Source organism: Streptomyces sp. NPDC058637 (genome assembly GCF_042717325.1).
Classification (GTDB): Bacteria; Actinomycetota; Actinomycetes; order Streptomycetales; family Streptomycetaceae; genus Streptomyces.
Window position 1 is genome coordinate 99,816 of sequence record NZ_JBHXRD010000001.1, and the last position, 25,331, is coordinate 125,146.

At 73.9% G+C, this 25,331-nt stretch carries 21 protein-coding genes, 2 pseudogenes and 1 riboswitch; of the genes and pseudogenes, 14 read left to right on the forward strand and 9 right to left on the reverse strand.

The genetic code is table 11. The features are described 5' to 3' along the window. Positions 1-27: 27 nt before the first annotated feature. Positions 28-1,959 carry a hypothetical protein gene (locus tag ACFWVP_RS00445; RefSeq protein WP_384492714.1) on the forward strand — a complete coding sequence of 644 codons (1,932 nt, stop codon included), beginning with the start codon at positions 28-30 and terminating at the stop codon, positions 1,957-1,959. A gap of 429 nt (positions 1,960-2,388) precedes the next feature. Here the strand turns inward: ACFWVP_RS00445 and ACFWVP_RS00450 are convergent, their stop codons facing one another. Further along, positions 2,389-3,876, reverse strand: coding sequence for an MFS transporter (locus ACFWVP_RS00450; RefSeq protein ID WP_384492715.1), 1,488 nt, complete (start codon positions 3,874-3,876; stop codon positions 2,389-2,391). 238 nt (positions 3,877-4,114) lie between these two features. Between ACFWVP_RS00450 and ACFWVP_RS00455 the strand changes: the two genes are divergently transcribed. The 4 genes from ACFWVP_RS00455 (at position 4,115) to ACFWVP_RS00470 (ending at position 8,496) form a co-directional block, all read left to right on the forward strand. Next, entirely contained in the window at positions 4,115-5,713 is a 1,599-nt protein-coding gene (locus ACFWVP_RS00455; protein WP_384492716.1) for an MFS transporter, read from the forward strand. A gap of 190 nt (positions 5,714-5,903) precedes the next feature. Continuing rightward, on the forward strand, positions 5,904-6,503 hold the full coding sequence (locus tag ACFWVP_RS00460) for a class I SAM-dependent methyltransferase (RefSeq protein ID WP_384493005.1): 600 nt from the start codon (positions 5,904-5,906) through the stop codon (positions 6,501-6,503). 9 nt (positions 6,504-6,512) lie between these two features. After that, positions 6,513-7,454, forward strand: coding sequence for an N-acetylmuramoyl-L-alanine amidase (locus ACFWVP_RS00465; protein WP_384492717.1), 942 nt, complete (start codon positions 6,513-6,515; stop codon positions 7,452-7,454). 184 nt (positions 7,455-7,638) lie between these two features. Next, positions 7,639-8,496 carry a hypothetical protein gene (locus ACFWVP_RS00470; protein ID WP_384492718.1) on the forward strand — a complete coding sequence of 286 codons (858 nt, stop codon included), beginning with the start codon at positions 7,639-7,641 and terminating at the stop codon, positions 8,494-8,496. A gap of 63 nt (positions 8,497-8,559) precedes the next feature. Here ACFWVP_RS00470 and ACFWVP_RS00475 read toward each other — a convergent pair. Next, a pseudogene (locus ACFWVP_RS00475) lies at positions 8,560-8,805 on the reverse strand (hypothetical protein); the annotation flags it as partial. A 220-nt stretch (positions 8,806-9,025) separates the two neighbouring features. Here ACFWVP_RS00475 and ACFWVP_RS00480 point away from each other — a divergent pair. Beyond that, positions 9,026-9,319, forward strand: a complete 294-nt coding sequence (locus tag ACFWVP_RS00480; RefSeq protein ID WP_384492719.1) for a hypothetical protein — start codon at positions 9,026-9,028, stop codon at positions 9,317-9,319. Here the strand turns inward: ACFWVP_RS00480 and ACFWVP_RS00485 are convergent. The 3 genes from ACFWVP_RS00485 to ACFWVP_RS00495 all read right to left on the reverse strand — a co-directional run bounded on the left by ACFWVP_RS00485 (position 9,316) and on the right by ACFWVP_RS00495 (position 12,513). Then, positions 9,316-10,404: a prenyltransferase gene (locus ACFWVP_RS00485; RefSeq protein ID WP_384492720.1), complete on the reverse strand. Its 1,089-nt coding sequence runs from the start codon at positions 10,402-10,404 to the stop codon at positions 9,316-9,318. The two genes, ACFWVP_RS00480 and ACFWVP_RS00485, sit on opposite strands and share 4 nt — an antisense overlap. Beyond that, a complete protein-coding gene (locus ACFWVP_RS00490; RefSeq protein WP_384492721.1) occupies positions 10,401-11,132 on the reverse strand; it encodes a class I SAM-dependent methyltransferase in 732 nt (243 codons plus the stop codon). Before ACFWVP_RS00490 ends, ACFWVP_RS00485 begins: the two co-directional genes overlap by 4 nt. Before the next feature lie 67 nt (positions 11,133-11,199). Continuing rightward, positions 11,200-12,513 (reverse strand): glycosyltransferase family 4 protein, encoded by a 1,314-nt coding sequence (locus ACFWVP_RS00495; protein WP_384492722.1) that lies wholly within the window; start codon positions 12,511-12,513, stop codon positions 11,200-11,202. A gap of 297 nt (positions 12,514-12,810) precedes the next feature. On the opposite strand from ACFWVP_RS00495, the gene ACFWVP_RS00500 reads away from it, so the two are divergent. Then, complete coding sequence (locus ACFWVP_RS00500) at positions 12,811-13,455, forward strand: TetR family transcriptional regulator (protein ID WP_384492723.1); 645 nt, start codon at positions 12,811-12,813, stop codon at positions 13,453-13,455. A 20-nt stretch (positions 13,456-13,475) separates the two neighbouring features. After that, complete coding sequence (locus tag ACFWVP_RS00505) at positions 13,476-13,610, forward strand: hypothetical protein (RefSeq protein WP_384492724.1); 135 nt, start codon at positions 13,476-13,478, stop codon at positions 13,608-13,610. A gap of 48 nt (positions 13,611-13,658) precedes the next feature. Here ACFWVP_RS00505 and ACFWVP_RS00510 read toward each other — a convergent pair whose 3' ends face one another. Together ACFWVP_RS00510 and ACFWVP_RS00515 are read right to left on the reverse strand one after the other, a co-directional pair. Continuing rightward, complete coding sequence (locus ACFWVP_RS00510; protein ID WP_384492725.1) at positions 13,659-15,635, reverse strand: helix-turn-helix domain-containing protein; 1,977 nt, start codon at positions 15,633-15,635, stop codon at positions 13,659-13,661. A 35-nt stretch (positions 15,636-15,670) separates the two neighbouring features. Beyond that, positions 15,671-16,465: a 3-hydroxybutyrate dehydrogenase gene (locus ACFWVP_RS00515; RefSeq protein WP_384492726.1), complete on the reverse strand. Its 795-nt coding sequence runs from the start codon at positions 16,463-16,465 to the stop codon at positions 15,671-15,673. A 237-nt stretch (positions 16,466-16,702) separates the two neighbouring features. On the opposite strand from ACFWVP_RS00515, the pseudogene ACFWVP_RS00520 reads away from it, so the two are divergent. Continuing rightward, a pseudogene (locus ACFWVP_RS00520) lies at positions 16,703-16,870 on the forward strand (esterase); the annotation flags it as partial. Here the strand turns inward: ACFWVP_RS00520 and ACFWVP_RS00525 are convergent. Continuing rightward, a complete protein-coding gene (locus ACFWVP_RS00525) occupies positions 16,852-17,316 on the reverse strand; it encodes a hypothetical protein (protein ID WP_384492727.1) in 465 nt (154 codons plus the stop codon). The pseudogene ACFWVP_RS00520 and the gene ACFWVP_RS00525 overlap by 19 nt on opposite strands. Positions 17,317-17,523: 207 nt before the next feature. After that, positions 17,524-17,647: riboswitch (cobalamin riboswitch) on the forward strand. Between the two features lie 106 nt (positions 17,648-17,753). Between ACFWVP_RS00525 and ACFWVP_RS00530 the strand changes: the two genes are divergently transcribed. From ACFWVP_RS00530 to ACFWVP_RS00550, 5 genes are read left to right on the forward strand one after another with little or no spacing between them, the layout of a single operon-like run. Continuing rightward, positions 17,754-19,007 (forward strand): prenyltransferase/squalene oxidase repeat-containing protein, encoded by a 1,254-nt coding sequence (locus ACFWVP_RS00530; RefSeq protein ID WP_384492728.1) that lies wholly within the window; start codon positions 17,754-17,756, stop codon positions 19,005-19,007. After that, positions 19,004-19,687 carry an SCO2322 family protein gene (locus ACFWVP_RS00535; protein ID WP_384492729.1) on the forward strand — a complete coding sequence of 228 codons (684 nt, stop codon included), beginning with the start codon at positions 19,004-19,006 and terminating at the stop codon, positions 19,685-19,687. The genes ACFWVP_RS00530 and ACFWVP_RS00535 overlap by 4 nt, the downstream gene beginning before the upstream one ends. Beyond that, complete coding sequence (locus ACFWVP_RS00540; protein ID WP_384492730.1) at positions 19,684-20,835, forward strand: energy-coupling factor transporter transmembrane component T; 1,152 nt, start codon at positions 19,684-19,686, stop codon at positions 20,833-20,835. The genes ACFWVP_RS00535 and ACFWVP_RS00540 overlap by 4 nt, the downstream gene beginning before the upstream one ends. Continuing rightward, positions 20,832-22,565, forward strand: a complete 1,734-nt coding sequence (locus ACFWVP_RS00545; protein ID WP_384492731.1) for an ABC transporter ATP-binding protein — start codon at positions 20,832-20,834, stop codon at positions 22,563-22,565. Before ACFWVP_RS00540 ends, ACFWVP_RS00545 begins: the two co-directional genes overlap by 4 nt. After that, on the forward strand, positions 22,562-23,386 hold the full coding sequence (locus tag ACFWVP_RS00550; RefSeq protein ID WP_384492732.1) for an ECF transporter S component: 825 nt from the start codon (positions 22,562-22,564) through the stop codon (positions 23,384-23,386). Before ACFWVP_RS00545 ends, ACFWVP_RS00550 begins: the two co-directional genes overlap by 4 nt. A 103-nt stretch (positions 23,387-23,489) precedes the next feature. Here the strand turns inward: ACFWVP_RS00550 and ACFWVP_RS00555 are convergent, their stop codons facing one another. Next, positions 23,490-25,265, reverse strand: coding sequence for a bifunctional sugar phosphate isomerase/epimerase/4-hydroxyphenylpyruvate dioxygenase family protein (locus ACFWVP_RS00555; RefSeq protein ID WP_384492733.1), 1,776 nt, complete (start codon positions 25,263-25,265; stop codon positions 23,490-23,492). Between the last annotated feature and the right edge of the window lie 66 nt (positions 25,266-25,331).

The following is a 25,331-nucleotide window of genomic DNA, read 5'->3' on the forward strand; positions in this document are numbered from 1 at the left end:
GCTTCGGTTGCCGGAGGTGATCGCACCATGACTGCCTGTGCCATCGAGAACGGGACCGCCGGAGCGGCGGCGGGTGCCACGACGCCCGAACCCGAACCCGCGAGACCGGACGGGTCCGGGGAGCCGGAGGAACCGCGCGCGACCGTGGACGGGGAGGGGGTCGCGGGTGCCGGCGGGACCGGCCGCCTCACGGAGCCCGCAGGGCGCGGCGGAGCCGTCGCGCCCGTGGTCGCCGTGTCCGTGGCCGCCGTGCCCGGGGCCGAGGTGCCCGTGGGCGCGAGGTCGCCCGGTGCCGGCACCCCTGGAGCGGCCACGTCCACCGGGGTGCTCGGGGCCGGCTGGACCCGCGTGGCCAAGACCGGCGCCCCGATCCGTGGAACGGCCCCGGCCCGCGCGGCCGGCGGGCGCACCCCGGCCGTGGGCGCGGCGGAGCCCGGCGGGATCACACCGCCCGCCCGGAGCGGCGAGCAGCCGCGAGCCGTCGCGCCGCCCGAAGCCGCCGGGGACGAGGTGCCCATCCCGCACGGGGAGTTCGACCGAGCCGGTCGGCATCGGCACGGGAGGCCCGACTCCCCGACCCGGCACGGGGAGTTCGGCCCGGTAGGCCGGCCCGACGAGTCCGACCGGTCGGCCCACCACCGTGAGTTCGACCGAACCGGCCCGTACGACGGGTTCGAGCAGCCCACCCCCCACGGTGAGTTCGCCCCATCCGGCCCGTACGACGGGTTCGAGCGGCCCGCCCCCCACCGCGGGCTCGGCCCGGCCGGCCCGTACAACGGGTTCGACCGCACCGCCCGGCCCCGCCCCACCGCCCCGACTCCTGGTCCCGTCCGACGCGCCGCCGCGTCCGACGCGCCGCCGCGTCCGGCGCCGCCCGTGCTCACCATCGCCGCCGACCACTCGTACGCGGCCCGGCTGACCACCGCCGCCGGAGCCGATCCCGCCTGGTTCCCGGAGCGCTGGACGCTCGACGGCCCCGAGCCGTACGCCGTGCCCCTCCCCCTCGACCAGCCGGAGGAGGCCGACTCCGATGTGCTGCCGCTCTCCGACGGGCGGGTGCTGATCCGGCGGCGGGTGGCCGACCGGCATACCTTCTCGCTGCTCTATCCGACCGGGCCCGGTACGGGTGAACTGCCTCTGGGCGCACTCGAATGCACGGACCTGACCCTCCTCCCGCCGCCCCCGGACGGCATGAGCGCCTACGCCCTGCTCCCCGGTGCACGCTCCACCGCCGTCTGGCTGGTCGCGGGCGGCGCCTTCGGGCCCGAGCACGTCGCGGACGTACCGGGGCGGTGTTCGGGCGGTGTCTGGCTGGACCGTGAGGGGCGACTGCTCGCCCTGGACCGGCAGTTGCCGGATGGCGGCCCGGTGAAGGCGGTCGCCGTGGACCTGGTGCGGGGCGGTGAGGTGACACCGCTGCTGCAGATCGCGCCGGACAGCGACGACCGGCTGCTGCTGGCCGACGCCGACAGCGGGCTGCTGCTGATCCGCTCCGACGCCCCCGGCCACGACCGGCTCGGCTGGGGGGTGCTCGGCAGTTGTCTGCCGGTGCGCTTCCCGGAGTGCCTGCGCCCCGCGGACGTGGCCGTGACGCCGTTCGCCGTGCAGCCGGGCCAGATGCTCATGCCGGAGAGCTGCGCCGTGGCGCTGCGGATCGACGGGGCGGCGGGCAGCTGGGTGGGGCTGTGGCGTCCGGAGGGACGTCGCCTGCACCAGGTCGCGGCGCCTGCGGGCTGGCTGGCCGGGGCGGGTTTCTGGACCCGGGAAGGGGTCCTGCACCTGCCGTACGAGCAGGCGGGTACACCGTGCGCCGTGGCCCTGGTGGAAGCCCCGGTGGACGAGGAACACGGACCTGCCACGAACGGAACGGAACCATCCGGGGCGGCCCTGCCTCCTGGTGTGTGCAGGCCCGTTCCACTCGGCCAGGCGCCCCTCACCGGCCGCACGGCACCTGGATAAACTCGGGACCAGGCCACGCAGTCGTCCCGCACGGGTACCGACGGTGACCGCGTCGGGTTGCGGTGGCGGGGCTTGCGACTCACACGTACGCGATTTCAACGGGGTGACTTCCCACATGTCTGAAACCCGAACCGACACGACCCAGACACGTCCGCCGGGGGCGGACAGGGACGCGGCCGGCTCCGGAAAACACCGAGGGGGCGAGTCGGCGGAGAGGACGACCGCGCAGCCGCACGGCCGCCACCGCCGTACCTCCGAAGGGAGTGGCAGAGCGGCGGCCTGAACCGCGCCGCGCACACCGGGGGCCGTCACAGCCACCAGGCCGTGACGGCTCCCGGCCGTGGACGCGCCCGGCCCTTCCCGGACTCGGCCCGCACCCAGGACATGTGGGCGCGCGGGCCACGGTCGCCCCCGCGCCGCGCACGCCCCCTACGCGTCCCTTCCCACGGCCGACTGCGCCTCGGGCTGCGCGAGGACCGGCGTCGCGGTCGGCTCCTGCGGGCTCCTGCGGGGACGCCCCGGCAGCCAGAGCAGCATCAGCACCGCCGCGCCCAGCAGCACCACGGTGGCGGTACGGAAGGCCAGCGCGTAGCCGGCGGTGAGCTCCGCCGCCCCGGTGGACCCGCCGGTGCGGGCCGCCGCGACCGTGGAGAGCACCGAGAGGCCCAGCGCACCGCCCATCGTGCGGGAGCTGTTGACCAGTCCGGAGACGAGGCCGGCGTCGCCCGGTGCCGCACCGGACGTCGCGAGCGCGGCCAGCGGGGTGGAGGCGAGTCCGGCGCCGGCCATCATCAGGATGCCGGGCAGGCAGACGGCGGTGAGGTACGAGCCGTGCACCCCCATCGTCGACTGCCAGCCGAAGCCGGCGGCGGCGACGAGCACGCCGAGGACGGCCAGGGTCCTGGCACCGGTCCGCGCCATGATCCGGGGCGCCGCCTTGGAGCCGAGGACGACGGCGGCGGAGGTAGGCATCAGGGCGAGGCCGGCCTGCAACGGCGTGTAGCCCAGCACGTTCTGGGCGTAGACGGTCATGAAGTACCACATGGAGAACGTCGCGGATCCCATGAGCAGCATCGACACGTTCGCCGACGAGACGGCCCGTACACCGAGCACCCGCAGCGGCATCAGCGGGGCCGCCGTCCGCGACTCCACCAGGACGAAGACGCCCAGCAGCGCCAAACCGGCGAGCAGCGGGACGAGTGTGGCGGAGGCGGCCCAGCCCGAGGCCTCGGTCTGCACGATGCCGTACGCCACCGCGGCGAGGCCCGCCGTGACGAGCACCGCCCCCGGCAGGTCGACCCGGCGCCGGTCGCCGGCCCGGCCCTCGGCCAGCCACAGTGCGGCACCGGCCAGGACGAGCGCGCCGACGGGTACGTTGATGAGCAGGACCCACCGCCAGGAGAAAGCGTCGGTGAGTACCCCGCCGATGAGTCCGCCGGCCGCCCCGCCACCGGCGCCGACCGCCATCCAGGTGCTGATCGCCTTGGTGCGGGCGGGGCCTTCGGGGACGGCCGCGGTGAGGATGGTGAGGGTCGCCGGGGAGAGAACGGCGGCACCGAGCCCCTGGGCGGCGCGGGCGGCGAGCAGCTGCCAGCCCTCCTGGGCGAGTCCGCCGGCCAGTGAGGCCACGGTGAAGAGGCCCAGCCCTGTCAGGAACATCCTCTTGCGGCCGTATATGTCGGCGGCCCGCCCGCCGAGCAGCATGAATCCGGCGAAGGCGATGGAGTAGGCGTTGACGACCCATTGCAGTCCGGGGCCGCTCAGAGCGAGGTCGGTGCGCATGGACGGCAGCGCCACATTGACGACGGACACATCGAGGACGACCAGGAACTGGCCGGTACAGGCCGCCGCGACCACCGCCCAGGTGCGGGTCCTCGATCGGGCGGGCAGCCGCTTGGGCGTGGGGGCGTCAACCATGGGTGTCATACTCGCAGGCACCCTGTGCCCCGTACATCGGTTTGGGGTCGCGACCGGGTCTCGGTCCAGGGGCGTAGGACCCTGTTCCGGACCACCGACGTTCCGCCGGAATACCTCGCGCGCACGAAATCGTTCAGTGTGCACACACTTGGCGGTCGGCGCGCCCTTTGGGCGCGCCCCCGCATGCTCCGCCCCGCTCGTTTCCCCTTCCTCTCTGCCCTGCCCGGAGGCCCCACGTATGCGACGGACGACGAACGAACAGCAGCCCGGGGAGCTCTCCAATCCGCGCGGGCCGGGCCGGGCCGGTGGTGTCGTCCCCGTGCTCGCGTTCGCGGGAATCACCGTCGCGGTGATGCAGACCCTGCTCATCCCCGTCATCAAGGACCTGCCGGTCCTCCTGGACACCGACCCGGCCGACGCGACGTGGGTGATGACCGCCACACTGCTCGCCGGTGCCGTCTCGACCCCGATCATGGGGCGGCTCGGTGATCTGTACGGCAAGCGGCGGATGCTGCTCGCCAGCCTCGCCGTGATGGTGTTCGGCTCGCTGGTCTGCGCCTCCACCGACGATCTCGTGATCATGATCGTCGGCCGGGCGCTCCAGGGCTTCGCCATGGGCGCGATCCCGCTCGGCATCGGCATCATGCGTGACGTCCTGCCGCGCGAGAAGCTCGGCTCGGCGATGGCCCTGATGAGTTCCTCGATAGGCGTCGGCGGCGGACTCGCCCTGCCCGCCGCCGCGCTAGTCGCCCAGCACGCGGACTGGCACGCGCTCTTCATCGGCTCGGCGGTCCTCGGGGTACTGGCCATGGCGCTGACCGTCCTCGTCGTTCCGGAGTCCTCTCTGCGCGCCCCCGGCCGCTTCGACCTCGTCGGCGCGCTGGGCCTGTCGCTCGGGCTCGTCTGCCTGCTGCTGCCCGTCACCAAGGGCGGCGACTGGGGCTGGACCTCGCCCACCACGCTCGGGCTGATCGGCGCGTCCCTGGTGATCCTGGTGCTGTGGGGGCTGTTCGAACTGCGCAGCCCGGCTCCGCTGGTCGACCTGCGCACCAGCGTCCGCCGCGAGGTGCTGCTCACCAACCTCGTGTCGATCATGGTCGGGGTCGCCTTCTACGCCGTCTCGCTGGTCCTGCCGCAGCTGCTCCAGCTGCCGGCGTCGACCGGATACGGGCTGGGGCAGTCGATGGTGGTCGCCGGGCTGTGCGTGGCACCGCTGGGCCTGACCATGATGTTCGTGGCCCCGCTGTACGCCCGCCTCTCGGCCCGCCGCGGCCCGAAGGCCACCCTGATGCTCGGCATGCTGGTCATCGCGATCGGCTACGGGGCGGGGCTGGGCCTGATGAGCGCCGCCTGGCAGACCGTGGTGATCGCGGTGGTGCTCGGGGCGGGGATCGGGCTCGCCTACTCCTCGCTGCCCGCGCTCATCGTCGGAGCCGTCGACGCGTCCGAGACGGGCGCGGCCAACGGCCTGAACACGCTGATGCGGTCGATCGGGACCTCGCTGTCGAGCGCGGTGATCGGCATGGTCCTCGCGAACACCTCGGTGCGGATGGGGTCGGTGGACGTACCCACCATGGACGGCTTCCGGACCTCGTTCGTGATCGCGACGGGTGCGGTGCTCGTCGGTCTGGTGCTGGCGGCGTTCCTGCCGGCCCAGCGGCCCGCGCGCCCGGTCCTGCTGGCGAGCAGCGCGGGCGACGCGGAGGCCGCGGCCCGGGCCGCGGCCTCCGCCCCCGAACCGGCCTCCGCCTCCGCACCGGCCTCCGCCTCCGCACCGGCCTCCGCCCCCGTACCGGCCGAGACGCCCCTACCGGCCGAGGCGCCCGTACGGCGCTGACGTGCGGGTCCGGGCTGCGGCACCGTACGCCCCCGCCGGGATCCCCGGCGGGGGCGTACGGCACGATGGGCGCCGGTCGACGCCCGTAGCCGATCGCCGCCCGTACCACCTGGAGGAATCCGTGACCGCCGAGCCCGCCGTCGCACCCGAGCCGGAGGTCCTCGCCGCCTTCGAGGCCGCCAAGGGCTTCATGCCGCTGCGCGAGGGGCTCGCCCTGTACGCCGCTGCCGTCGAGGCCACCGCGCTCGGGCTTCCGCTGCTGGAGGTGGGCACCTACTGCGGGCGGTCCACGATCCTGCTGGCCGCCGCCGCCCGCGCGGCCGGCCTGACGGCGCTGACCGTCGACCACCACCGGGGCAGCGAGGAGCAGCAGCCCGGCTGGGAGTACCACGACCCGTCCGTGGTGGATCCCGAGGTCGGCCTGATGGACACGCTGCCGGCCTTCCGCCGGACCCTGCACGCGGCGGGTCTGGAGGAACACGTGGTGGCGCTCGTCGGCCGGTCCCCGCAGGTCGCGGCCGTCTGGGGCGGACGGCTCGGCTTCGTCTTCATCGACGGCGGGCACACCGACGAGCACGCGGCCGGCGACTACGAGGGCTGGGCCCCGAAGGTCGCCGACGGCGGGCTGCTCGTCATCCACGACGTGTTCCCCGACCCGGCGGACGGCGGCCAGGCCCCGTACCGCGTCCACCAACGAGCCCTGGCTTCAGGCGAGTTCACCGAGATCTCGGTGACGGACTCGCTGCGCGTTCTCCGGCGTACCGGGCCGGGGGCCGGGGACCACGGATAGCATCGCGGCGTGCGTGACGACGAGAGCCCTCCCCCCACTTCGCGCCCGGCGCCGCGCCTTCGGCCGCTGATCACCGCGGCGGCCCTGGCATCCGTGTGCCTGACCGTGGCCGGTTGCGGGGGCGGTGGCGTGACCGGCGGGGCCGGACCGCGCCCCGGCAGCGGCGCGGCCACACCGTCCCCGTCCGCCTCGTCCGACCCGGCCGGGACACCGTCGCCGCCGTCCCCCTCGAAGAGCCCGTCCCCCGCGCCCACATCCGGGAAGCCGCTGCCCGAGGGGCCGTTGACGGGCCGGACCGTGGTGATCGATCCGGGGCACAACCCGCGCAACCGCGACCACACCCGGGAGATCAACAGCCAGGTGGACATCGGTACCGGGCGCAAGGAGTGCGACACCACGGGCACCGCCACCGACTCCGGTTACGCGGAGGCCCGGTTCACCCTCGACGTGTCGCGCCGGCTGCGGACGCTGCTGGAGGCCGAGGGCGCGAAGGTCGTCCTCACGCAGGACGACGACCGTCCCTTCGGCCCGTGCGTCGACGAGCGTGCCCGGATCGGCAACGAGGCCGGTGCCGACGCCGTCGTCTCGGTCCACGCGGACGGTTCCGCTGTGGGCAACCGCGGCTTCCACGTGATCCTTCCGGCGGCGGTGCGCGGAGGTGCCGCGGACACCGCGGACATCGTGGCGCCTTCCCGTGATCTCGGCGAACGGATCGCGGGCAATTTCGTACGCGCTACCGGAAGCGCTCCTTCCAATTACATCGGTGGCAATACCGGGTTGGACACCCGCGAGGATCTCGGCGGCCTGAATCTGTCGACCGTGCCCAAAGTGTTCATCGAATGCGGCAATATGCGTGATCCGAAGGACGCCGCCCTGCTCACGAGCGCGGGCTGGCGTCAGAAGGCGGCCCTGGGCATCGCCGAGGGCGTCAGCGGTTATCTGAAGAGATAGTTCTGCGGTGACAGTGGCGACATCGGAAAGATGACCGTCCGAGGTCCGGGCAGGATCACAACCCGCCCGGGCAGACGATAGATTCATCCGTACGATGGGGAGCCGCCCCGAGCTTCGCGCCGTACCCGCCGTACAGGCGGCATCGACGACCGCCCCGACGAGACGACCGACTAAGGACCTTGACGTGAATATCCGCTCCCTCACTCGAGGCGACGGCGTGGTGATCGGAGCAGCGGTCGTGCTGTTCATCGCCTCTTTCCTCGACCTCTCCGGCTTCGACTGCCCCTCGGGCGTCGACTGCTCCGGCTACAGCGCGAACGCCTGGGACTCGCTCTCACTCCTGATGAGCATCTACCTGGCCGGCATCATCGGTGCGGCGCTGCTGATCGTGAGCCGTGTCATGCCGGGCCGCAAGGTCGCTGGTTTCGAACTGGGCCAGTTCGGCGCCGCGTTCACCGTGTTCGCGCTGTGGACCATGTTCTGGACGATCATCGACGCCAGCGAGGCGGGTGCCGGTCTGATCCTCGGCCTGCTCGCCACCATCGTGCTGGCAGGCGGTGCGGTGGCCACCCCGCTGGTTCCCGCGCTCAAGGCCCCGCTCGTCGGCGCCCCACGTCCCGCGCAGGCGGTGCAGTCGCCGTACGGCCAGCAGCCCGGCCAGGGTTACGGCTATCCCGGCGCCCAGCAGCAGCCCTACGGTGCGCAGCCGGGCCAGCCCCAGCCGTACGGCGCACAGCCCGGTCAGCCGGGCCAGTCGGGCCAGCCCGGTCAGCAGCCCGCGCAGGCCGAGCCCCCGCAGGCCGCTCAGCAGGCCTCGCAGGGCGGCGGCGCGGCACCGGCCGGTGACTTCACGCCGTTCTGGTTCGCGGTGCCGGTCGCGCGTCCGCTGTACGGCGAGGACGGCACCCCGGCCCCGATCGCGGAGCTCGCGCCGGGTACGTGGTACCTCGCGGTCGAGCAGCGCGGTGCCGGGCTGATCGCCCAGACGCAGGACGGCCGTCGTGGTGTGCTGCAGGACACCACGGGCATCCAGCGCGGCTGACACCTCCCGTACGCGTGACGGCCCCCGCCCTGCTGGGCGGGGGCCGTCGTCGTCGGCGGGTGCTCAGGCGAAAGCGGCGCGCTCCGGCCAGAAGTCCAGCAGGCCCCGGTCCCCCAGCACCTCCAGCCCGCCCTCGTCCGGCTTCTGCCGGCGGTTGAAGGCCGGCATCGGTCCGGTCAGCGGGCCGCGCGGCGCCACCGTCGCCTTCTCGTGCGCGTGGCGCCAGGTGAAGCCGTCCTCGCCGAACTCGATCAGCCGTTCCGCGCCCGGTACGTCCGTGGCGTGCAGGTGCAGGGACCGTCCACCGCGGACCCTGTCCTTGACCTCGGCGTCCGCGCTCTTCCCGGCGTCCTCGACCCTGTCGGACGCACCGAAGTCCCCGGCGCCCGCCTCGCCCTGACGCGAGCGCGCCCGCGAGCCCCGCGTCGGCCACGTCACTCGCCGCCGGGCCCGGCCCCGCGCGGGGCCGGGTCGCCACACGGCGACCCCGTACGGGTTTCACCCACCGTAAAGCGGCAATCCGTAGAACATGTCTCCCAGAACAGGCTCAGGAAGCAGTACCGCCGCACGTGTCATAGCCGTCGTCGCGGACATCATGGCGTTCATCATCATCCTGTGGATCCTGATGTACCTGCTCGACGCCAACCGGGCCAACGACCTGGTCCAGTTCGTCCAGGACTCGGCCCACTGGCTGGCCGGCTGGTCGTACGACCTGTTCACGTTCGACGAAGCGTGGGCGCGGGTCGTCGCCGGCTACGGTCTGGCCGCGGTCGTCTACCTGTTCATCGGTCACGCCGTGGCCGGCCGGGTCCGCCGCTTCTAGCGGACGTCCCTCTCGCGGCAGCAGTCCGGTTCCAGACCGGCCGGCAGCCGTTCGCCTCCGAAGACCGCGGTGGTCGCCTCGTCCCCCCCGAGCGCGGCCACCGCGAGCAGCAGCGAACCCGCCGTCCAGGTGGTGAGCTCCTCAGGCCAGAAGGCCCGCTCGCCCTCGAAGACGTATCCCGTCCAGTACATGCCGCCGTCGGCGCGCAGGTGCTGGACGGACTGCAGGATCTCCAGGGCCCGGTCGGACTCCCCCGTCACCCAGAGGGCCAGGGCCAGTTCGCAGCTCTCGCCGCCCGTGACCCAGGGGTTGGGCAGCACGCAGCGCACACCCAGGCCGGGGACGACGAAGCTGTCCCAGCCCTCCTCGATGCGCTTGGTGGCGGCCGGCCCGGTGACCGCGCCGCCCAGGACCGGGTAGTACCAGTCCATCGAGTAGCGGCTCTTGTCCAGGAAGCGTTCGGGGTGGCTGCGGATCGCGTGGCCGAGTGCTCCGGTCGCGAGTTCCCAGTCGGGCTGCGGTTCCTCTCGTTCCTCCGCCAGGGCCAGGGCGCAGCGCAGGGCGTGGTGGACGGAGGAGGAGCCCGTCAGCAGGGCGTCGGTGACGGGGGTTCCGTCGGCCTCGCGCTTCCAGCCGATCTCGCCGCCGGGCTGCTGGAGCCGCAGCACGAACTCGATCGCGGCGTGGACGGTCGGCCACATGCGGTCGGCGAACGCGTCGTCGCCGGTGGCGAGGTAGTGGTGCCAGACGCCGACGGCCACGTAGGCGCAGAAGTTGGTCTCGCGGCCGAGGTCGGTGGGCCGCTCGGCGTCGCCGTCGTGGTAGGCGGCGTACCAGGAGCCGTCCTCGTTCTGGTGGCGGGCCAGCCAGGCGTAGGCGCGGGCGGCGGCCTCGTGTTCGCCGGCCGCGTCCAGGGCCATGGCGGCCTCGGTGTGGTCCCACGGGTCGAGGTGGTGGCCGCGGAACCAGGGCAGTGCCCCGTCCTCACGCTGCACGCCGCGCAGCGCGGCCACGGTCTCGGCGGCCTGCTCGGCGGTGAGGACGCCGGGCAGGACGAGGTGCTCGGTCCGCTCGGGGGTACTCACGCCTGGGCCCTGGGGAGGTGCGGCTTGGTCGCGTACGCCACGAAACTCTTGCCTACGACCGGGTTGAGCAGCTGCTCGGCGACCCGGGTGGCCATGGGCTTCTTCATGATGTCCCAGACCAGCAGCTTGTGGTAGGCGCGCACCGGCAGCGCTGTGTCGTTGTCGACGCCGAAGGCGCACTTGAGCCACCAGTAGGGGCTGTGCAGGGCGTGCGCGTGGTGGGTGCCGTAGGGCTTGAGTCCGGCACCGCGGATCTTGCCGAGGAGCTCGTCGGCCTTGTAGATCCGGATGTGCCCGCCCTCGACCTCGTGGTACGCGTCGGAGAGCGTCCAGCAGACCTTCTCGGGGCCGTAGCGGGGCACGGTGATCGCGATCCGGCCGCCGGGCCTGAGCACGCGGACCATCTCGGCGAGCACACCCTTGTCGTCGGGGATGTGCTCCATGACCTCGGAGATGATGACGACGTCGAACGACTCGTCGGGGAACGGCAGGTTGAGCGCGTCGCCCTCCATGGCGGTGGCGGTCGCGCCCTCGGGGGCCTCTCCGGCCTCCTTCATCGCGGCGAACCACTTCGCGACCTCGCGGATCTCCTCGGCGTTCCGGTCGAGTGCCACCACCTGGGCGCCGCGCCGGTAGCACTCGAACGCGTGACGGCCGGCGCCGCAGCCCAGATCGAGCACCCGGTCGCCTGCGGCGAGCGGGAAGCGGGTGAAGTCGACGGTCAGCACGGGGGCCTGCCTTCGAGGTCGGAGGTACGGGTTCGGGAGGTGCGGGTTCAGGGAGCGACGGGGGCGGTCACCTGCGTACGCCCCGGGCGGCGATCGCCTGACGGTACAGCTCGACGGTACCGACGGCCGCCCTGGCCCAGGTGAATCGGGCCAGCACCCGGTCGCGGCCCGCCGAGCCGAGGCGGGCGCGCAGGCCGGCGTCGCCGAGCAGCCGGCCGAGCGCGGCGGCCAGGGCGTCGGCGTCGCCGGGCGGGACGGCGAGGCAGGTCTCGCCGTCGGGGCCGGTGACCTCGGGGATCGCGCCGCCGGTGGTGGCCACGAGCGGTGTGCCGGTGGCCATCGCCTCGGCGGCGGGCAGCGAGAATCCCTCGTAGAGCGAGGGGACGCAGGAGATCTGGGCACTGCGGACCAGGTCGACGAGTTCGGCGTCGCTGATGCCCTTGACGAACTCGACGGCGTCCTGGAGCCCGTGCCGTTCGATGGCCTGGGCGACGGGCCCGTCCTCGGCCCGCTTGCCGACGACGACGAGGTGCGCCCGCGGGTTCTCCGTACGGAGCTTGGCGAGGGCCTCCACGAGGTGGACCAGGCCCTTCAGCGGGACGTCGGCGCTGGAGGTGGTGACGATGCGGCCGGGCACCTCGGCGACGGAGGGGTCGGGCGACCACAGGTCGGTGTCGGCCCCGATGTGCACGACCCGGACACGGTCCGGGCGTACGCCGAGGTGTTCGACGATCTCCTGCTGCGAGGAGGCGGAGACGGTGAGGACGGACGGCAGCCGGCGGGCGACGCGCTTCTGCATGCGGGTGAAGCCGTACCAGCGGCGTACGGAGAGGCGGCGGCGGGCGGACTCCGCGGCGTCCAGGTCCAGTTGCCGGTCGACGGTGATGGGGTGGTGGACCGTGGTGACGAGGGGTGCGCCGAGGTCGCCGAGCAGGCCGTAGCCGAGCGTCTGGTTGTCGTGCACCACGTCGAAGTCGCCGCGTCGGGCGAGGAGATGGCGCCGGGCCCGCAGGCTGAAGGTGAGGGGCTCGGGGAAACCGCCGGTCCACATCGTGGCGACCTCGGCGAGGTCGATCCAGTCGCGGTACTCGCCGCGGCCGGGGGTGCGGAACGGGTCGGGCTGCCGGTACAGGTCGAGGCTGGGCAGCTCGGTGAGCGGGACGCCCTCGTCGAGTACGGGGTAGGGCTGGGCTCCTATCACCTCGACGCTGTGGCCCAGCCGGGCCAGCTCGCGGCCGAGGTGGCGCACGTAGACGCCCTGGCCGCCGCAGAAGGGGTTGCCCTTGTAGGTGAGGAGCGCGATGCGCAACGGCCGGTCACCGCCGGTGCCCGACGCGCCGCCGCCCGCGAAGGGGCCTGTCTCTATGGCCTCAGCGGTCACACTCGGCCCCCTTCTCACTGCGTGTTCGCCGGAGCGTAACCGGTCGCGCTAATCTAGAACAAGTTTCAGACTTGTTCATTCAGCAAGCATCGAATCTACCGGCAGGTAGGTCGGTGGTGACAGCCGGATCAGGTGATTCGCGCCACGACGGGCCCCCTGGCATGCTGTGCCCGCCCGGGGGACGGCACCCGGCCGGACAGGGAACGGGTTCCCCTTCTTCGGCACGGACCGCGACGCGGACACCGGTGCGGACACCGGCCGGACACCGGTGCGGACGGAAGCCTTGGACGGGGACAGATGACAGCGGAAGCCAGAGCGGCGGCATCCCCCCTGACGGAACGTCAGGAGGCCCGTCGTCACCGCATCCTGCGGGCCGGTGCCCAGCTGGCCGGCCGGGGCGGCTTCGAGGCCGTGCAGATGCGCGAGGTGGCGGACGCCGCCGGGGTCGCCCTGGGCACGCTGTACCGCTACTTCCCCTCCAAGATCCATCTGCTGGTGGCCGTCATGCAGGACCAGCTCCAGCATCTGCAGCTCACGCTCCGCAGACGTCCGCCCTCCGGGGACGTCGCCGCCCGGCGGGTCGCCGAGACACTGCTGCGGGCCTTCCGGGCGCTCCAGCGGGAACCGCACCTGGCGGACGCGATGGTGCGGGCGCTGACGTTCGCGGACCGCGGGGTGAGCCCCGAGGTGGACGCCGTCTCCCGGCTCACGACGGCGATCATCCTGGACGCGATGGAGCTGGAGGACCCCACCCAGGAGCAGTTGTCCGTGGTCCGCGTCATCGAGCACACCTGGCATTCGGCGCTGATCACCTGGCTGTCGGGGCGGGAGTCGATCGGACAGGTGGAGCGGGACATCGAGACGGTCTGCGGCCTGATCGGCCCGGCGCACGGGAGCGGGGGCGGGGACACGGACGGATCCGTGGACGCGCCGGCGATCTGAGAGGGCGGGACCCGGGGCCCATGTGCGGCGGCTCACACGGCACGAAGGTCCGGGCGGTCCGGGTCGGTGGCGTCAACCACGACACGGCGCTCACGGGCGAACGGGGCTCCGCCCTGGTCGCCGACAGCCTGCTGGAGCACTCCGGCCGCCCCTGAGGGGCCGTGTGCGGCCGGGTCCCCGGGGTCTTCCGGCCTTCCGGTGTCCTAGTCCTCCCGGCCGCCCGACAACAGCTGGAGCCGCAGGGCCAGTTGCAGTTCCAGGGCCCGGTCCGGCTCGTTCCAGTCACGGCCCAGCAGCACCTGGATCCGGTCCAGGCGCTGCACCACCGTGTTCACGTGGACGTGGAGTTCGTCCTTGGCCCGGATCAGGCTGCCGCCCGCCCCGAAGTACGCCCGGAGCGTGCGGACCAGGTGCGTGCCACGTCGTTCGTCGTAGCGCAGGAGCGGGCCGAGGACCGCGGTGACGAAGCCGTCCACGTCCTTGGCGTTGCCCAGCACCACACCGAGGAAGCCGAGTTCGTCGACGCAGGCACCCTCGCCCGCGCGCCCCAGGACCCGCATCGCGCGCAGACAGCGTGCCGCCTCCCCGTAGGCGGCGGCGAGTTCGCGGGCGCCCCGGGCGGGGCCCGTCCCGGCGACGGTGACGGGTGCCTGGACGAGGTGGCCCAGCTGTGCGGCCGCCGCCCGGGCTGCCTCGGCGACGGGCGCGGCGCCGTCACCGCAGTCGATCAACAGCACGATGGTGCCCGCGTGTTCGGCGCTGACCCCGTGGGTGTCCCCGCCGAAGAGGTAGCGCATCGCCGCGCCGCCGAGCTTCTCCCGGGCCGCCGCCTCCGCCACCAGCAGCAGATGCGGCCGGTCCAGGTCGACGCCCAGGCGCCGCCCCCGCTCGGCGAGTCCGGCCGGGTCGCGTTCCGGGTCGCCGAGCAGATCGCTGATCAGCTCGCCCCGGATCCGGTTCTCGGTCTCGGCGACCGTGCGGCGCAGCAGCAGGAGCAGACCGGTGACGACCCCGGCGCGTTCGAAGAGCCGCCGGTCGGAGTCGTCGAGCCGTTCGGCCCGGTGCAGGACCAGGCTGGCGAGGAGTTCCTGGCCCGCGAGCACGGCGCAGATCCACCGGCCGCCGCGGTGTACGGCGCGGGCCGCGTGGCGGGACTCGTCGGCGGTCTCGGCGAGCCAGCCGGCGTCCACGCTGTCGGCGGCGAATCCGGAGCCGTCCGGCCGTACGGCGGCCAGCAGGCGCCCTCCCGGGTCATGGACGGTCAGGGGGCTGTCGAGCAGCCCGGCGACGGACACGGCGACATCCTGCACATCACCGCCGCGCAGTACCAGGTCGGTGAGCCGGTCGTGGGCCTCCTCGGCCCGCTGCATGGCGGCCGAGTGGGCACGTACGGCGGCGTTGGCCTCGGCCAGTTCGGCGTTCGCCCCGGCCAGTTCCGCGAGGGCCGACCGGGTGTCGTCCAGGGCCCGGGCGGTGTCGATCGCGATCGCGGCGTGCGCGGCGAGGGAACAGAGCAGGGCGACTTCGTCGGGGCTGAAGACGCGCGGGGCGCGGTCGGCCGCGAAGAGGACGCCGATGACCTTTCCCGTACCGCCGCGGCTGGAGCCGAGGAGGAGGGGGACGCCGAGGATCGCGACGAGCCCCTCGTCCAGTACACCGGCGTTGATGTTGCGGGTGTGGCGGAAGCGGTCGTCGGTGCGGTAGTCGGGGGTCGCGTACGGGCTCGCGGTCTGTGCCACCAGTCCGCCGAGCCCTTCGCCCAGTTCGAGGCGCAGCCGCTGGAAGAGCACGGAGACCGACCCGTCGGTGACCCGCATGTAGGTGTCCCCGGCCTCCTCGTCGGGGAGCGTGAGGTAGGCGGTGTCGGTGCCGAGCAGCATCCTGGCCCGGCGCACGATGGCCTTCAGGACGTCGTCCAGGTCCCGGGAGGCCGCCAGGTCGCCCGCGGTGTCGAAGAGGGCGGTGAGCTGCAGCTCGCGGCGCCGGTGCTGGCGCAGGGCGCCCCTGATCCGCAGGGCGGTGGCGGCCGCCCGCTCCACCTCGGCCAGGTCGGCGGCGGGCACCCCGGCGGCCCTGGCCTCCGAGGTGACGGCGCCGAGCGCCTCGGCGGGGGCGTCGTCGGCCAGCAGGTCGAGGAGGCGCGCCAGGAGAGGAGCGGCGGCGGGGGACGGTTCAGACATGGGCGGCCATCGTTCTTCGGGGAGCGGGCGGAGGGTCAGTTGGCGGTCCAGCCGCCGTCCATCGCGAGGGAGGTTCCGGTGATGTGTCCCGTGCCGGGACCGCACAGCCACAGGACGGCCCCGGCCACGTCACCGGGTTCGATCAGCCGCTTGACGGCGCTGCGCTCCAGCATCACCCGGCCGACCACGTCCTGTTCCGAGATGCCGTGGCTGCGGGCCTGGTCGGCGATCTGGTTCTCGACCAGAGGGGTGCGGACGTAGCCGGGGCTGACGCAGTTGCTCGTCACCCCGTGCTCCGCCGCTTCGAGTGCGACCACCTTGCTGAGTCCCTCCAGTGCGTGCTTGGCCGAGACGTAGGCCGACTTGTAGGGGCTTGCGCGCAGCCCGTGCACGGACGAGATGTTGACGACACGCCCCCAGCCGCGTTCGTACATGCCGGGGAGCGTCCGGCGCAAGATGCGGAACGGCGCTTCCACCATCACCCGGTGGATCAGTGTGAAGCGCTCGGGCGGGAAGTCGTGCACCGGTGCCACATGCTGCAGCCCGGCGTTGTTGACCACGATGTCCGCGTCCGCGGGCAGCGCGTCCACCGCCTCGGCCACGGAGAGATCGGCCACCCAGGCCGTTCCGCCGATCCGCTCGGCCAGGTCCTTCGCCGCCTCCGCGGCCTTGTCCACCACGTGGACATGGGCGCCCGCGGCGGCGAGCACCTGGGCACAGGCCAGTCCGATGCCGCTCGCCGCACCGGTGACCAGGGCGGTGCGTCCGGCCAGGAACCGGTCTGCGGGCGGTGTGGGGGGTGCGTGGTCCGGGGTCCGGGAAGTCTGCATGGGCGTCACCGTAAGGACGTCACCGCCCGCATCACACGGGGTCGGTGCACACACCCTCGGGCGGGGCCATGGTGGCGGCGTACATGGTGCGGGGCGGGCGGCGGGCGGGCGGTCCCCGCCGTTCTCCGCGGCCCGCGGCGGGCGCAAGAGGGGCGCCGCACCCAACGGGAATCGGCGGATGTCCGTCCGCCACACGGGCGGGGCGCTCCCCGGCCCATAGTTTCCGGCCGGTAGGTCGCGCACGTGGCGGCGGGACGGGCCCGCACCCCGGGCGGGTACGTCCACGCGAACGGCTCCGGGCAGCACATGGGCCTGTACAACGTGTTCGTCACGCACACGCTCAGAAAGTCACCGACGGGCCACTTCGTGATCGCCCACTCCGGCTGTCAGGCCGGGTCCTCGTAGTCGCCCCTGATCTCCTCGGGCAGTTCGCAGCCGTCCTCGACCGCGGTGAGCGACACGATCTGCTCCGTGCCGAAGCCGGCCATCGCGTAGTGCCGGGCGTACACCTTCCAGCCCCGCTTGGCGAGGGTGCGGAAGGTGACGTCCTGCTCCGCGTGGCTGGAGACGATCTCCCAGTCCTGCTGGCGCAGCTGCCGCACGGCCGCCTCGAAGGCGTCGGCCGCCCCCGCGGCCGGTGCGTCGCCCATCCAGGGCGCGATGCACTCCTGCCAGTCGCCCGCGGGCAGACCGGCCGTGGAGGTGTCACCGGCGGGAAGTCCCGCGGTCCCGGCGACGGCGGCTATCTCGCCGGTCACCGTCTCCTTGGTGAACGGCACGGTGGGCACGGGCGACGGTTTCGGCGCGGCCCCCTCCTCGCCGACGAGACCGCAGCCCGCGGTCACCGTCATGAATGCACTCACCGCGGCGGCCACGGCCGCCGTTCCTCTTGTACGCACTGGTGCTTCCCGCCCCGGTCGATCCTGTCCACGGGCGCCCGCCCGTTGACCCCCGCCGGAGTTTCGCACGGGCTTTGACCTGCTGGGAAGCCCTTTCCCCGGGATCGCGGCCGGTCCCGTGGGCCGTGCGCCCGGGGAGGGCGCGGAGCGCCCCGGTAGAGTGAGCGGGTCGTCATCATGCCCGTACGGGGGGAAGCCGGTGCGAATCCGGCGCTGGCCCGCAGCCGTCATCCGTCCCCAGGGACGGTCAGCCGGAATGCCCCGTGTGTGAGCGTGACCGGCTCGTGCCACCGGAACCCCGGTGGCCGGCACCGTCGAGGTATACGGGGCCGGAGCCCGGTGCATCCGTGTGCCCGAGCCCGGTCCTCGCAGGAGAGGCCCATCCCGCCATGACCGTACGCCGCCGCGCGGCAGCGCTCGCGATCACCGCCGTGCTCTGTGCCGCCGCCGCCCCCGCGGCGGTCGCCGCCCCGAGCCCGTCCCCCTCTCCGTCGGCGGCGCTGCCGCCGGGTCTGTACGGGACGAAGGACCCCACGTACGACGGCGTGTGGCGCCAGTCGGTGGCCTTCCTGGCGCAGAAGATCGAGCTCGTCACGCCCGCCACGCAGTCGGTGGACTGGCTCGTCGGCCAGCAGTGCGCCGACGGGGCCTTCACCTCGTACCGCGACGCCTCCGTGCCCTGTGACGACAAGACGGTGGCGGACACCAACGCGACCGCGGCGGCGGTCCAGGCCATGGTCGAGCTGGCCGTGCACCGCGAGGTCGTGGACAAGGGCGTCACCTGGCTGAAGTCCGTCCAGAACGAGGACGGCGGCTGGGGCTACAACCCGGGCAGCCCGAGCGACGCCAACTCCACCGCCGTCGTGATCGGGGCACTGGCCCGGGCGGGCGTACCGCTGGCCGCGGTCACGAAGGCGGGCGGCGGCACGCCGTACACGGCGCTGCGGTCGTTCGCCCTGCCGTGCGGGGGGAAGGACGGCGGGGCGTTCGCCTACCAGCCGGACAAGAACGGCAAGCTCACGGCCAACGCGGACGCCACGGCGGCGGCGGTGCTCGGCGCGATGGGCAAGGGCATGGCGGCCGGCACCTCCAACGCGGCGAAGGCGCCCTCCTGCGCCGAGGGCACGGACCTGACCCCGGAGCAGTCCGCGCAGAACGGCGCCTTCCACCTCGCGGGCGCCCTGGCCGGCTCCGGTCATCTGGAGCTGCCGCCGATGCCGGGCGCCGAGGACACCGAGCCGCAGCCGGACTTCGGCAACACCGCCGACGCCGTCGTCGCGCTGGCGGCGTCGGGTCACAAGGACAAGGCGGCCGGAGCGGTCACCTACCTGGAGAAGAACGCGCGGGACTGGGCGAAGGAGGGCGGCCCCGCCGCCACCGCGCAACTGGTACTCGCCGCGCACGCGACCGGGACCGACGCCCGTGACTTCGGGGGCGTCGACCTCGTCGAGCAGCTCAACGCGACGGGCCCGGCGCCCGCCGCGACCGCCGTGCCCTCGCCGACCGCGACCGCGCAGGAGCCGAAGGACACCAGCAGCGACGACGGCGGGCTCGGCGTCTGGTGGCTGGTCGGCATCGGCCTCGCCTTCGGCGCGGGCATCGGGTTCCTGCTCAGCGGACGCCGGAAGAACCAGCAGCTGTGAGGCGCCCGCCGGGCACCGCGGCACTGCTTCTCCTCGTCGGCGCCCTGCTGGTCGTGGCGGCCGCGGGGAGCGCGCGGGCGGCGGGCTACCGCTACTGGTCGTTCTGGGAGGGCGACGGCGGGAAGAACTGGACGTACGCCACGCAGGGCCCGTCCCTGGTGCGGCCCGACGACGGCGCCGTGCAGGGCTTCCGCTTCTCGGTGAGCGAGGACTCCTCGGACTCGGCGCAGCCGCGCCGCGCCCCGGACTTCGGGGCGATCTGCGCGGGCACCCCGGCGAAGGACGGCCTCAAGCGGATCGCGCTGGTCATCGACGCGGGCACGGCGGCGGACGCCCCGCAGGGCGGGACACCGCCCGCGCCGCGCACCGCGTGTGCGCGGGTGGCGCCGGACGCGAGCACCGCGGAGGCGCTCGCCTCGGTGGCGAAGCCGCTGCGGTACGACAGTGCGGCGATGCTCTGCGCGATCTCGGGCTATCCCGCGTCGGGCTGCGGTGAGCAGGTCGGCGGGGACTCCGGTGCCGCCAAGTCCGGCGGCCCGTCCCCGGCGACCGCCGCGGACGCCGGGGATACCGCCGACGGCCCGGATGGCGGCGGTCCGTCGGCCGGTGTGCTCGCCGGGGTCGGTGCGGTGCTCCTGCTGGGTGTCGCCGCGGTGCTGCAGGCCCGTCGCCGCCGATGACCCGCGAAGCCGGCGCGGCCCGGCCGCGTCATGCCCTGCGCGCTCCCGAGGCGACCCGCGGCAACGCGCTGCCGGCCGGGGCCTGGTGGCTGTGGGCGCTCGGTCTGGCCACGGCCGCGTCCCGTACGGCCAATCCGCTGCTGCTCGGGCTGCTGGTGGGCGTGGCGGGCTATGTGGTGGCGGCGCGCCGTACGGACGCGCCGTGGGCCCGTTCGTACGGGGCGTTCATCAGGCTGGGGCTGTTCGTCGTCGGTGTGCGGCTGGTGTTCTCCGTGTTCCTCGGCTCGCCGGTGCCGGGTACGCACACGCTGTTCACGCTCCCCGAACTGCCGTTGCCCGACTGGGCGCAGGGCGTCAGGATCGGCGGCCGGGTCACGGCCGAGCAGGTCGTGTTCGCCCTGTACGACGGGGCGAAGCTGGCGACGCTGCTGATCTGTATCGGTGCGGCGAACTCGCTCGCCAACCCCGCGCGGCTGCTGAAGTCACTGCCGGGAGCGCTGTACGAGGTGGGGGTGGCCGTCGTCGTCGCGATGACGTTCGCACCGAATCTGGTGGCCGACGTGGTGCGGCTGCGGACCGCCCGCAGGCTGCGCGGCCGGCCGACCGGCGGGGTCGGGGCGGTGCTCCAGATCGGTCTGCCGGTGCTGGAGGGCGCCCTGGAGCGTTCGGTGGCGGTGGCGGCGTCGATGGACGCGCGGGGGTACGGGCGCACGGCCCGGGTCCCGGTCTCCGTCCGCCGCACCACGAACGCGCTGACGCTCGGCGGGCTGCTGGGCGTGTGCGCGGGAACGTACGCGCTGCTGTCCGCGCAGGGCGCGGTGTACGGGCTGCCGCTGCTGCTGGCCGGACTGGCCGCAGCCCTGGCGGGTCTCGGACTGGGCGGCCGGCGCACGGTCCGCACCCGCTACCGGCCCGACCGGTGGGGCGCGCGCGCCTGGCTGGTCGCGGGCTCGGGTGCCGCCGTGGCCGGGGCGATGTTCTGGGCGGCCGCCGCCGACCCGGCGGCGCTGTACCCCGGTGTCGTACCGCTGACCGCTCCCGTACTGCCGCTGTGGCCCGCCGCCGCGGTGCTGATCGGGCTGCTGCCCGCCGCCGTGGCGCCCGTCCCGCCGTCGGCTTCCCCCAAGAACCCCCAGGAGCAGGCGTGATCCGGTTCGAACAGGTTTCGGTGCGGTACGAGGGAGCGGACCGTCCCACGCTCTCGGGGGTCGATCTCACGGTCCCCGAGGGTGAGCTGGTGCTGCTCGTCGGACCGTCCGGGGTCGGCAAGTCGACTCTGCTGGGTGCCGTCTCCGGTCTCGTACCGCACTTCACCGGCGGTGTGCTGACCGGCAGGGTCACGGTCGACGGCCGGGACACCCGTACCCACAAGCCCCGCGAACTCGCCGATCTGGTGGGCACGGTGGGCCAGGACCCGCTCGCGCACTTCGTCACCGACACCGTCGAGGACGAGCTGGCGTACGGCATGGAGTCGCTGGGCCTGGCCCCCGACGTGATGCGGCGGCGGGTCGAGGAGACGCTGGACCTGCTGGGCCTGGCGGAGCTGCGCGACCGGCCGATCGCCACGCTGTCCGGCGGCCAGCGGCAGCGGGTCGCGATCGGGTCGGTCCTCACCCCGCACCCGAAGGTCCTGGTCCTGGACGAGCCGACGTCCGCCCTGGACCCGGCCGCCGCCGAGGACGTCCTGGCGGTGCTCCAGCGGCTGGTGCACGACCTGGGCACGACCGTGCTGATGGCCGAACACCGGCTGGAGCGCGTGGTGCAGTACGCCGACCAGGTCGTCCTGCTGCCGTCGCCGGGCGCCGCCCCGGTGACGGGCGCGCCCGCGGACGTCATGGCCGTCTCGCCCGTACGCCCGCCGGTCGTCGACCTGGGCCGGCTCGCCGGGTGGGAGCCGCTGCCGCTGTCGGTGCGCGACGCGCGGAAGCGGGCGGTGGGCCTGCGCGAACGGCTGGTGTCCGTGCCGCTCCCGGCGCCCGAGGGGTCGTCCCGGCCGGCCGCCCCGACCCCCCTCCCCGCTCCCGCCGCCGTGCCCCCCGGATTCCTCGACCGGCTGCTCGGCCGCCGTCCGCGCCCGGCGCCCGAGCCCGAACCGGGCGACGGCATCACCCGGATCGAGGGCCTCGGGGTGCGGCGCGGGCGCGTCGAGGCGCTGCGCCGGGTGACGCTGTCCGTCGCGCCCGGGGAGATCGTGGCCCTGATGGGCCGCAACGGCGCGGGCAAGTCGACCCTGCTGACCACGCTCGTCGGGATGATCGAACCCACCACGGGCTCGGTCCTCGTCGGCGGTCTGCACCCGTCCCGTACACCGCCGGGCGTCATGGCGCGCCGGGTCGGACTCGTACCCCAGGAGCCGCGCGACCTGCTGTACGCGGACACGGTCGCCGCCGAGTGCGCCGCCGCCGACTCCGACGCGGGCGCGCCCCCGGGCAGCTGCCGGGCCCTGGTCTCCGAGCTGCTGCCCGGTGTGCGGGACGACACCCACCCGCGCGATCTGTCCGAGGGGCAGCGGCTCGCCCTCGCGCTCGCCCTGGTCCTCACCGCCCGCCCCCCGCTGCTCCTCCTGGACGAACCGACGCGCGGCCTCGACTACGCGGCGAAGGCCCGGCTCGTCGGGGTGCTGCGGAGGCTGACCGCGAAGGGACACGCGATCGTCCTCGCCACGCACGACGTGGAGCTGACGGCGGAACTGGCCCACCGGGTGGTGATCCTCGCCGACGGCGAGGTCGTCGCCGACGGGCCGACCCGGCAGGTCGTCGTCTCCTCCCCCGCCTTCGCCCCGCAGACCGCGAAGGTCCTCGCCCCGCGGCAGTGGCTGACCGTGGCGCAGGTGCGCACGGCGCTGGAGGCGCACGCTCCCGGGGAGTCCTTCGTATGACCGGCTCCCGCCAGGCACGCCCGGTCCGGATCGGCCCGCGGGCCGCTGCCGCGCTCGTCCTGGTCAGCACGGTCGGGGTGATGGCCTTCGGCTGGCCCCTGCTGGCCGGCGAGGCGTCCGGTGTCACCGCCCACGCCGAGGGCGCGCCGTGGCTGTTCGCCGCGCTGCTCGTCCTGCTCGTCGGTGTGGTCGTGGCCACGGTCGCGGACGGCGGCCTGGACGCGAAGGCCGTCGCGATGCTCGGCGTCCTCGCGGCGGTGGGCGCCGCGCTGCGTCCGCTGGGCGCGGGTACGGCGGGCCTGGAGCCCATGTTCTTCCTGATGGTGCTGAGCGGCCGGGTCCTGGGGCCCGGCTTCGGCTTCGTCCTCGGCTCCGTGACGCTGTTCACCTCCGCGCTGCTCACCGGCGGGGTGGGGCCGTGGATGCCGTTCCAGATGCTGGCGATGGGCTGGTTCGCGATGGGCGCGGGCCTGCTGCCCGGCCCGGAGCGGCTGCGCGGCCGGGGAGAGGTGCTGATGCTCGCGGCGTACGGCTTCGTGGCGGCGTTCGCGTACGGCACGGTGATGAATCTGCAGGGCTGGACGCTCGTGTCGGGGTTCGGTTCCGGGATCTCCTTCGTCGAGGGCGGCCCGCCGCACGAGAACCTGGTCCGCTTCCTCGCGTACTGCCTGGCGACCTCGCTCGGCTGGGACCTGGGCCGCGCCGCCCTCACCGTGGTCCTGACGCTCGCTGTCGGCCCCACCCTGCTGAAGGCCCTGCGCCGGGCCACCCGGCGCGCCGCCTTCGAGGCACAGGTCACATTCGAGGTCCCGAAGGGGTGAGGGTGCCGGCCGGTGAACCGGTCGGGGCCCGCGGCGTGCGTGGGTGCGGTGGATCAGTACCGGCCGTTGGACTGCCGGAAGCCCGCGGTGCGTCCGGACCTGTTCACGCCCGCTGGGCGGCGAGTCTGACGGGGGCGTTCCGGGCGCCGTAGCCGTCGTAACCGCCGGTGCGCTCGACGAGTTCGAAGAAGAGGCGGCCGGTCGTCACGGTGTAGCAGTGCCGGAACTCCCCCTTCTCGTCCCGGTCGTAGAGGATGCCGAGCTCGCGGTACGTCTCCAGCTCTCCGGGGGCGAACGCGTGGCACGCGGCCAGGTCGTCGTAGTAGTTCGCCGGGACGGGCAGCAACCGGGCCCCGGCCCCGAGCGCCCGGCGGACCGCGCCGACGAGATCGTCGGTGGCGAAGGCCACGTGCTGGGGGCGGGCGGGGTCGTCCGTGGGGGAGGCGCCCGCCCCGAGGGCGATGCGGACCGTTCCCTCGGCGTTGCTGGCGGCGCGGCTGCGGAGCAGACCGTACGGGTCCGCCAGGTCGACACTCGCGTGCGGCCGGAGGCCGAGGACGCTGCGGTGGAAGAGGGCGGCTTCGTCGAACTGGTGCCAGGGCTGGGTCAGCGCGACGTGGTCGACGCGCGTGACCCCGATGCCGCCGGGGGTGTGCGGGGCGGGTGCGAAGTCCCCGGTCCAGCTGGAGTGTCCGGGGCGGCCCGTGGCGCAGAAGAAGAACTCGGTGCCGTCGGGCGCGGCCACCGCGTCCAGCGGGGCGTCCCCCGGAGCACGGCGCCTGGGCAGGACGGGGGCGAGCAGCGATTCGGCCCGGGCGGACGCCGCCTCCGGGTCGGGGCTCTCCAGGCCGACGGCGGTGAGCGAGGGATCCGGCCGGTAACCACCGGTGTCGGTGTTGAGCAGGATGCGGGCCTCGCCCTGCTCCCAGAGGTCCACCGGCTTTCCCGAGTGCCTGGCCGTACGGGAGAAGCCGAGCGCGGTCAGCACGGGGGCGATCCTGGCCGTGTCCGCGGTGGCGATCTCGACGAACGCGAATCCGGTGGGAACCACCGGTGCCGGGGGCGCGGTCAGTCCCGCCGATTCCTGGAGCAGCGCGAGGGAACGCCGGCCGTCCACGGCGGTGCGGCCGGCCTCGGCCTGGCGGAAGACGTCGTTGAAGATTTCGAGGGAGAGCGGCCCGTCGTATCCGGCCCGGACCGCCGCCCGGACCAGTCCGGGGACGTCGAGGTCCCCCTGCCCCGGGAAACAGCGGTAGTGGCGGCTCCACTGGAGGACGTCCAGGGCCATCAGCGGGGCGTCGGCGAGCTGGAGGAAGAAGATCCTGTCGCCGGGGATGGCCTCGATGCCGGTGGGGTCGGAGCCCCGGGCGAGGATGTGGAAGCTGTCCAGGCAGATACCGAGGGCCGGATGGTCCGCGGCTTCGACGATGCGCCAGGCGTGGTCGTACGTGTTGACGTGGCGGCCCCAGGCCAGCGCCTCGTACGCCACACGGACACCGGATTCCTGGGCGAGGCCGGCCAGTCGGCCGAGCTGTTCGGCGGCCAGCGCGTCGTCGTCGACGGCGTGTGGCGACACGGTGGAGCAGACCAGCACGGTGTCGGCGCCGAGCCGCCGCATGAGCCGGAACTTGTGCGCGGCGCGGCGCAGGTTGCGGGCGAACTCGTCCTCGGGAACTGCCTCCATGTCGCGCACCGGCTGGTAGAGATCGATCGTCAGGCCGAGGTCGGCTGCCCGGTCCCTGACCTCCTCGGGGGTGAGCGGACTGCCGATCAGGTCGTTCTCGAAGATCTCGACGCCGTCGAAACCCGCGCGCGCCGCGGCGGTGAGCTTCTCGGTGAGGGTTCCGCTGAGCGAGACGGTGGCGATGGACGTGCGCATGTCGGCCCTCCTGAGGGCATCGGCGGGCTTCGGTGATTTCGCGGGCCGCGGTGGGGTCGGCGGGCT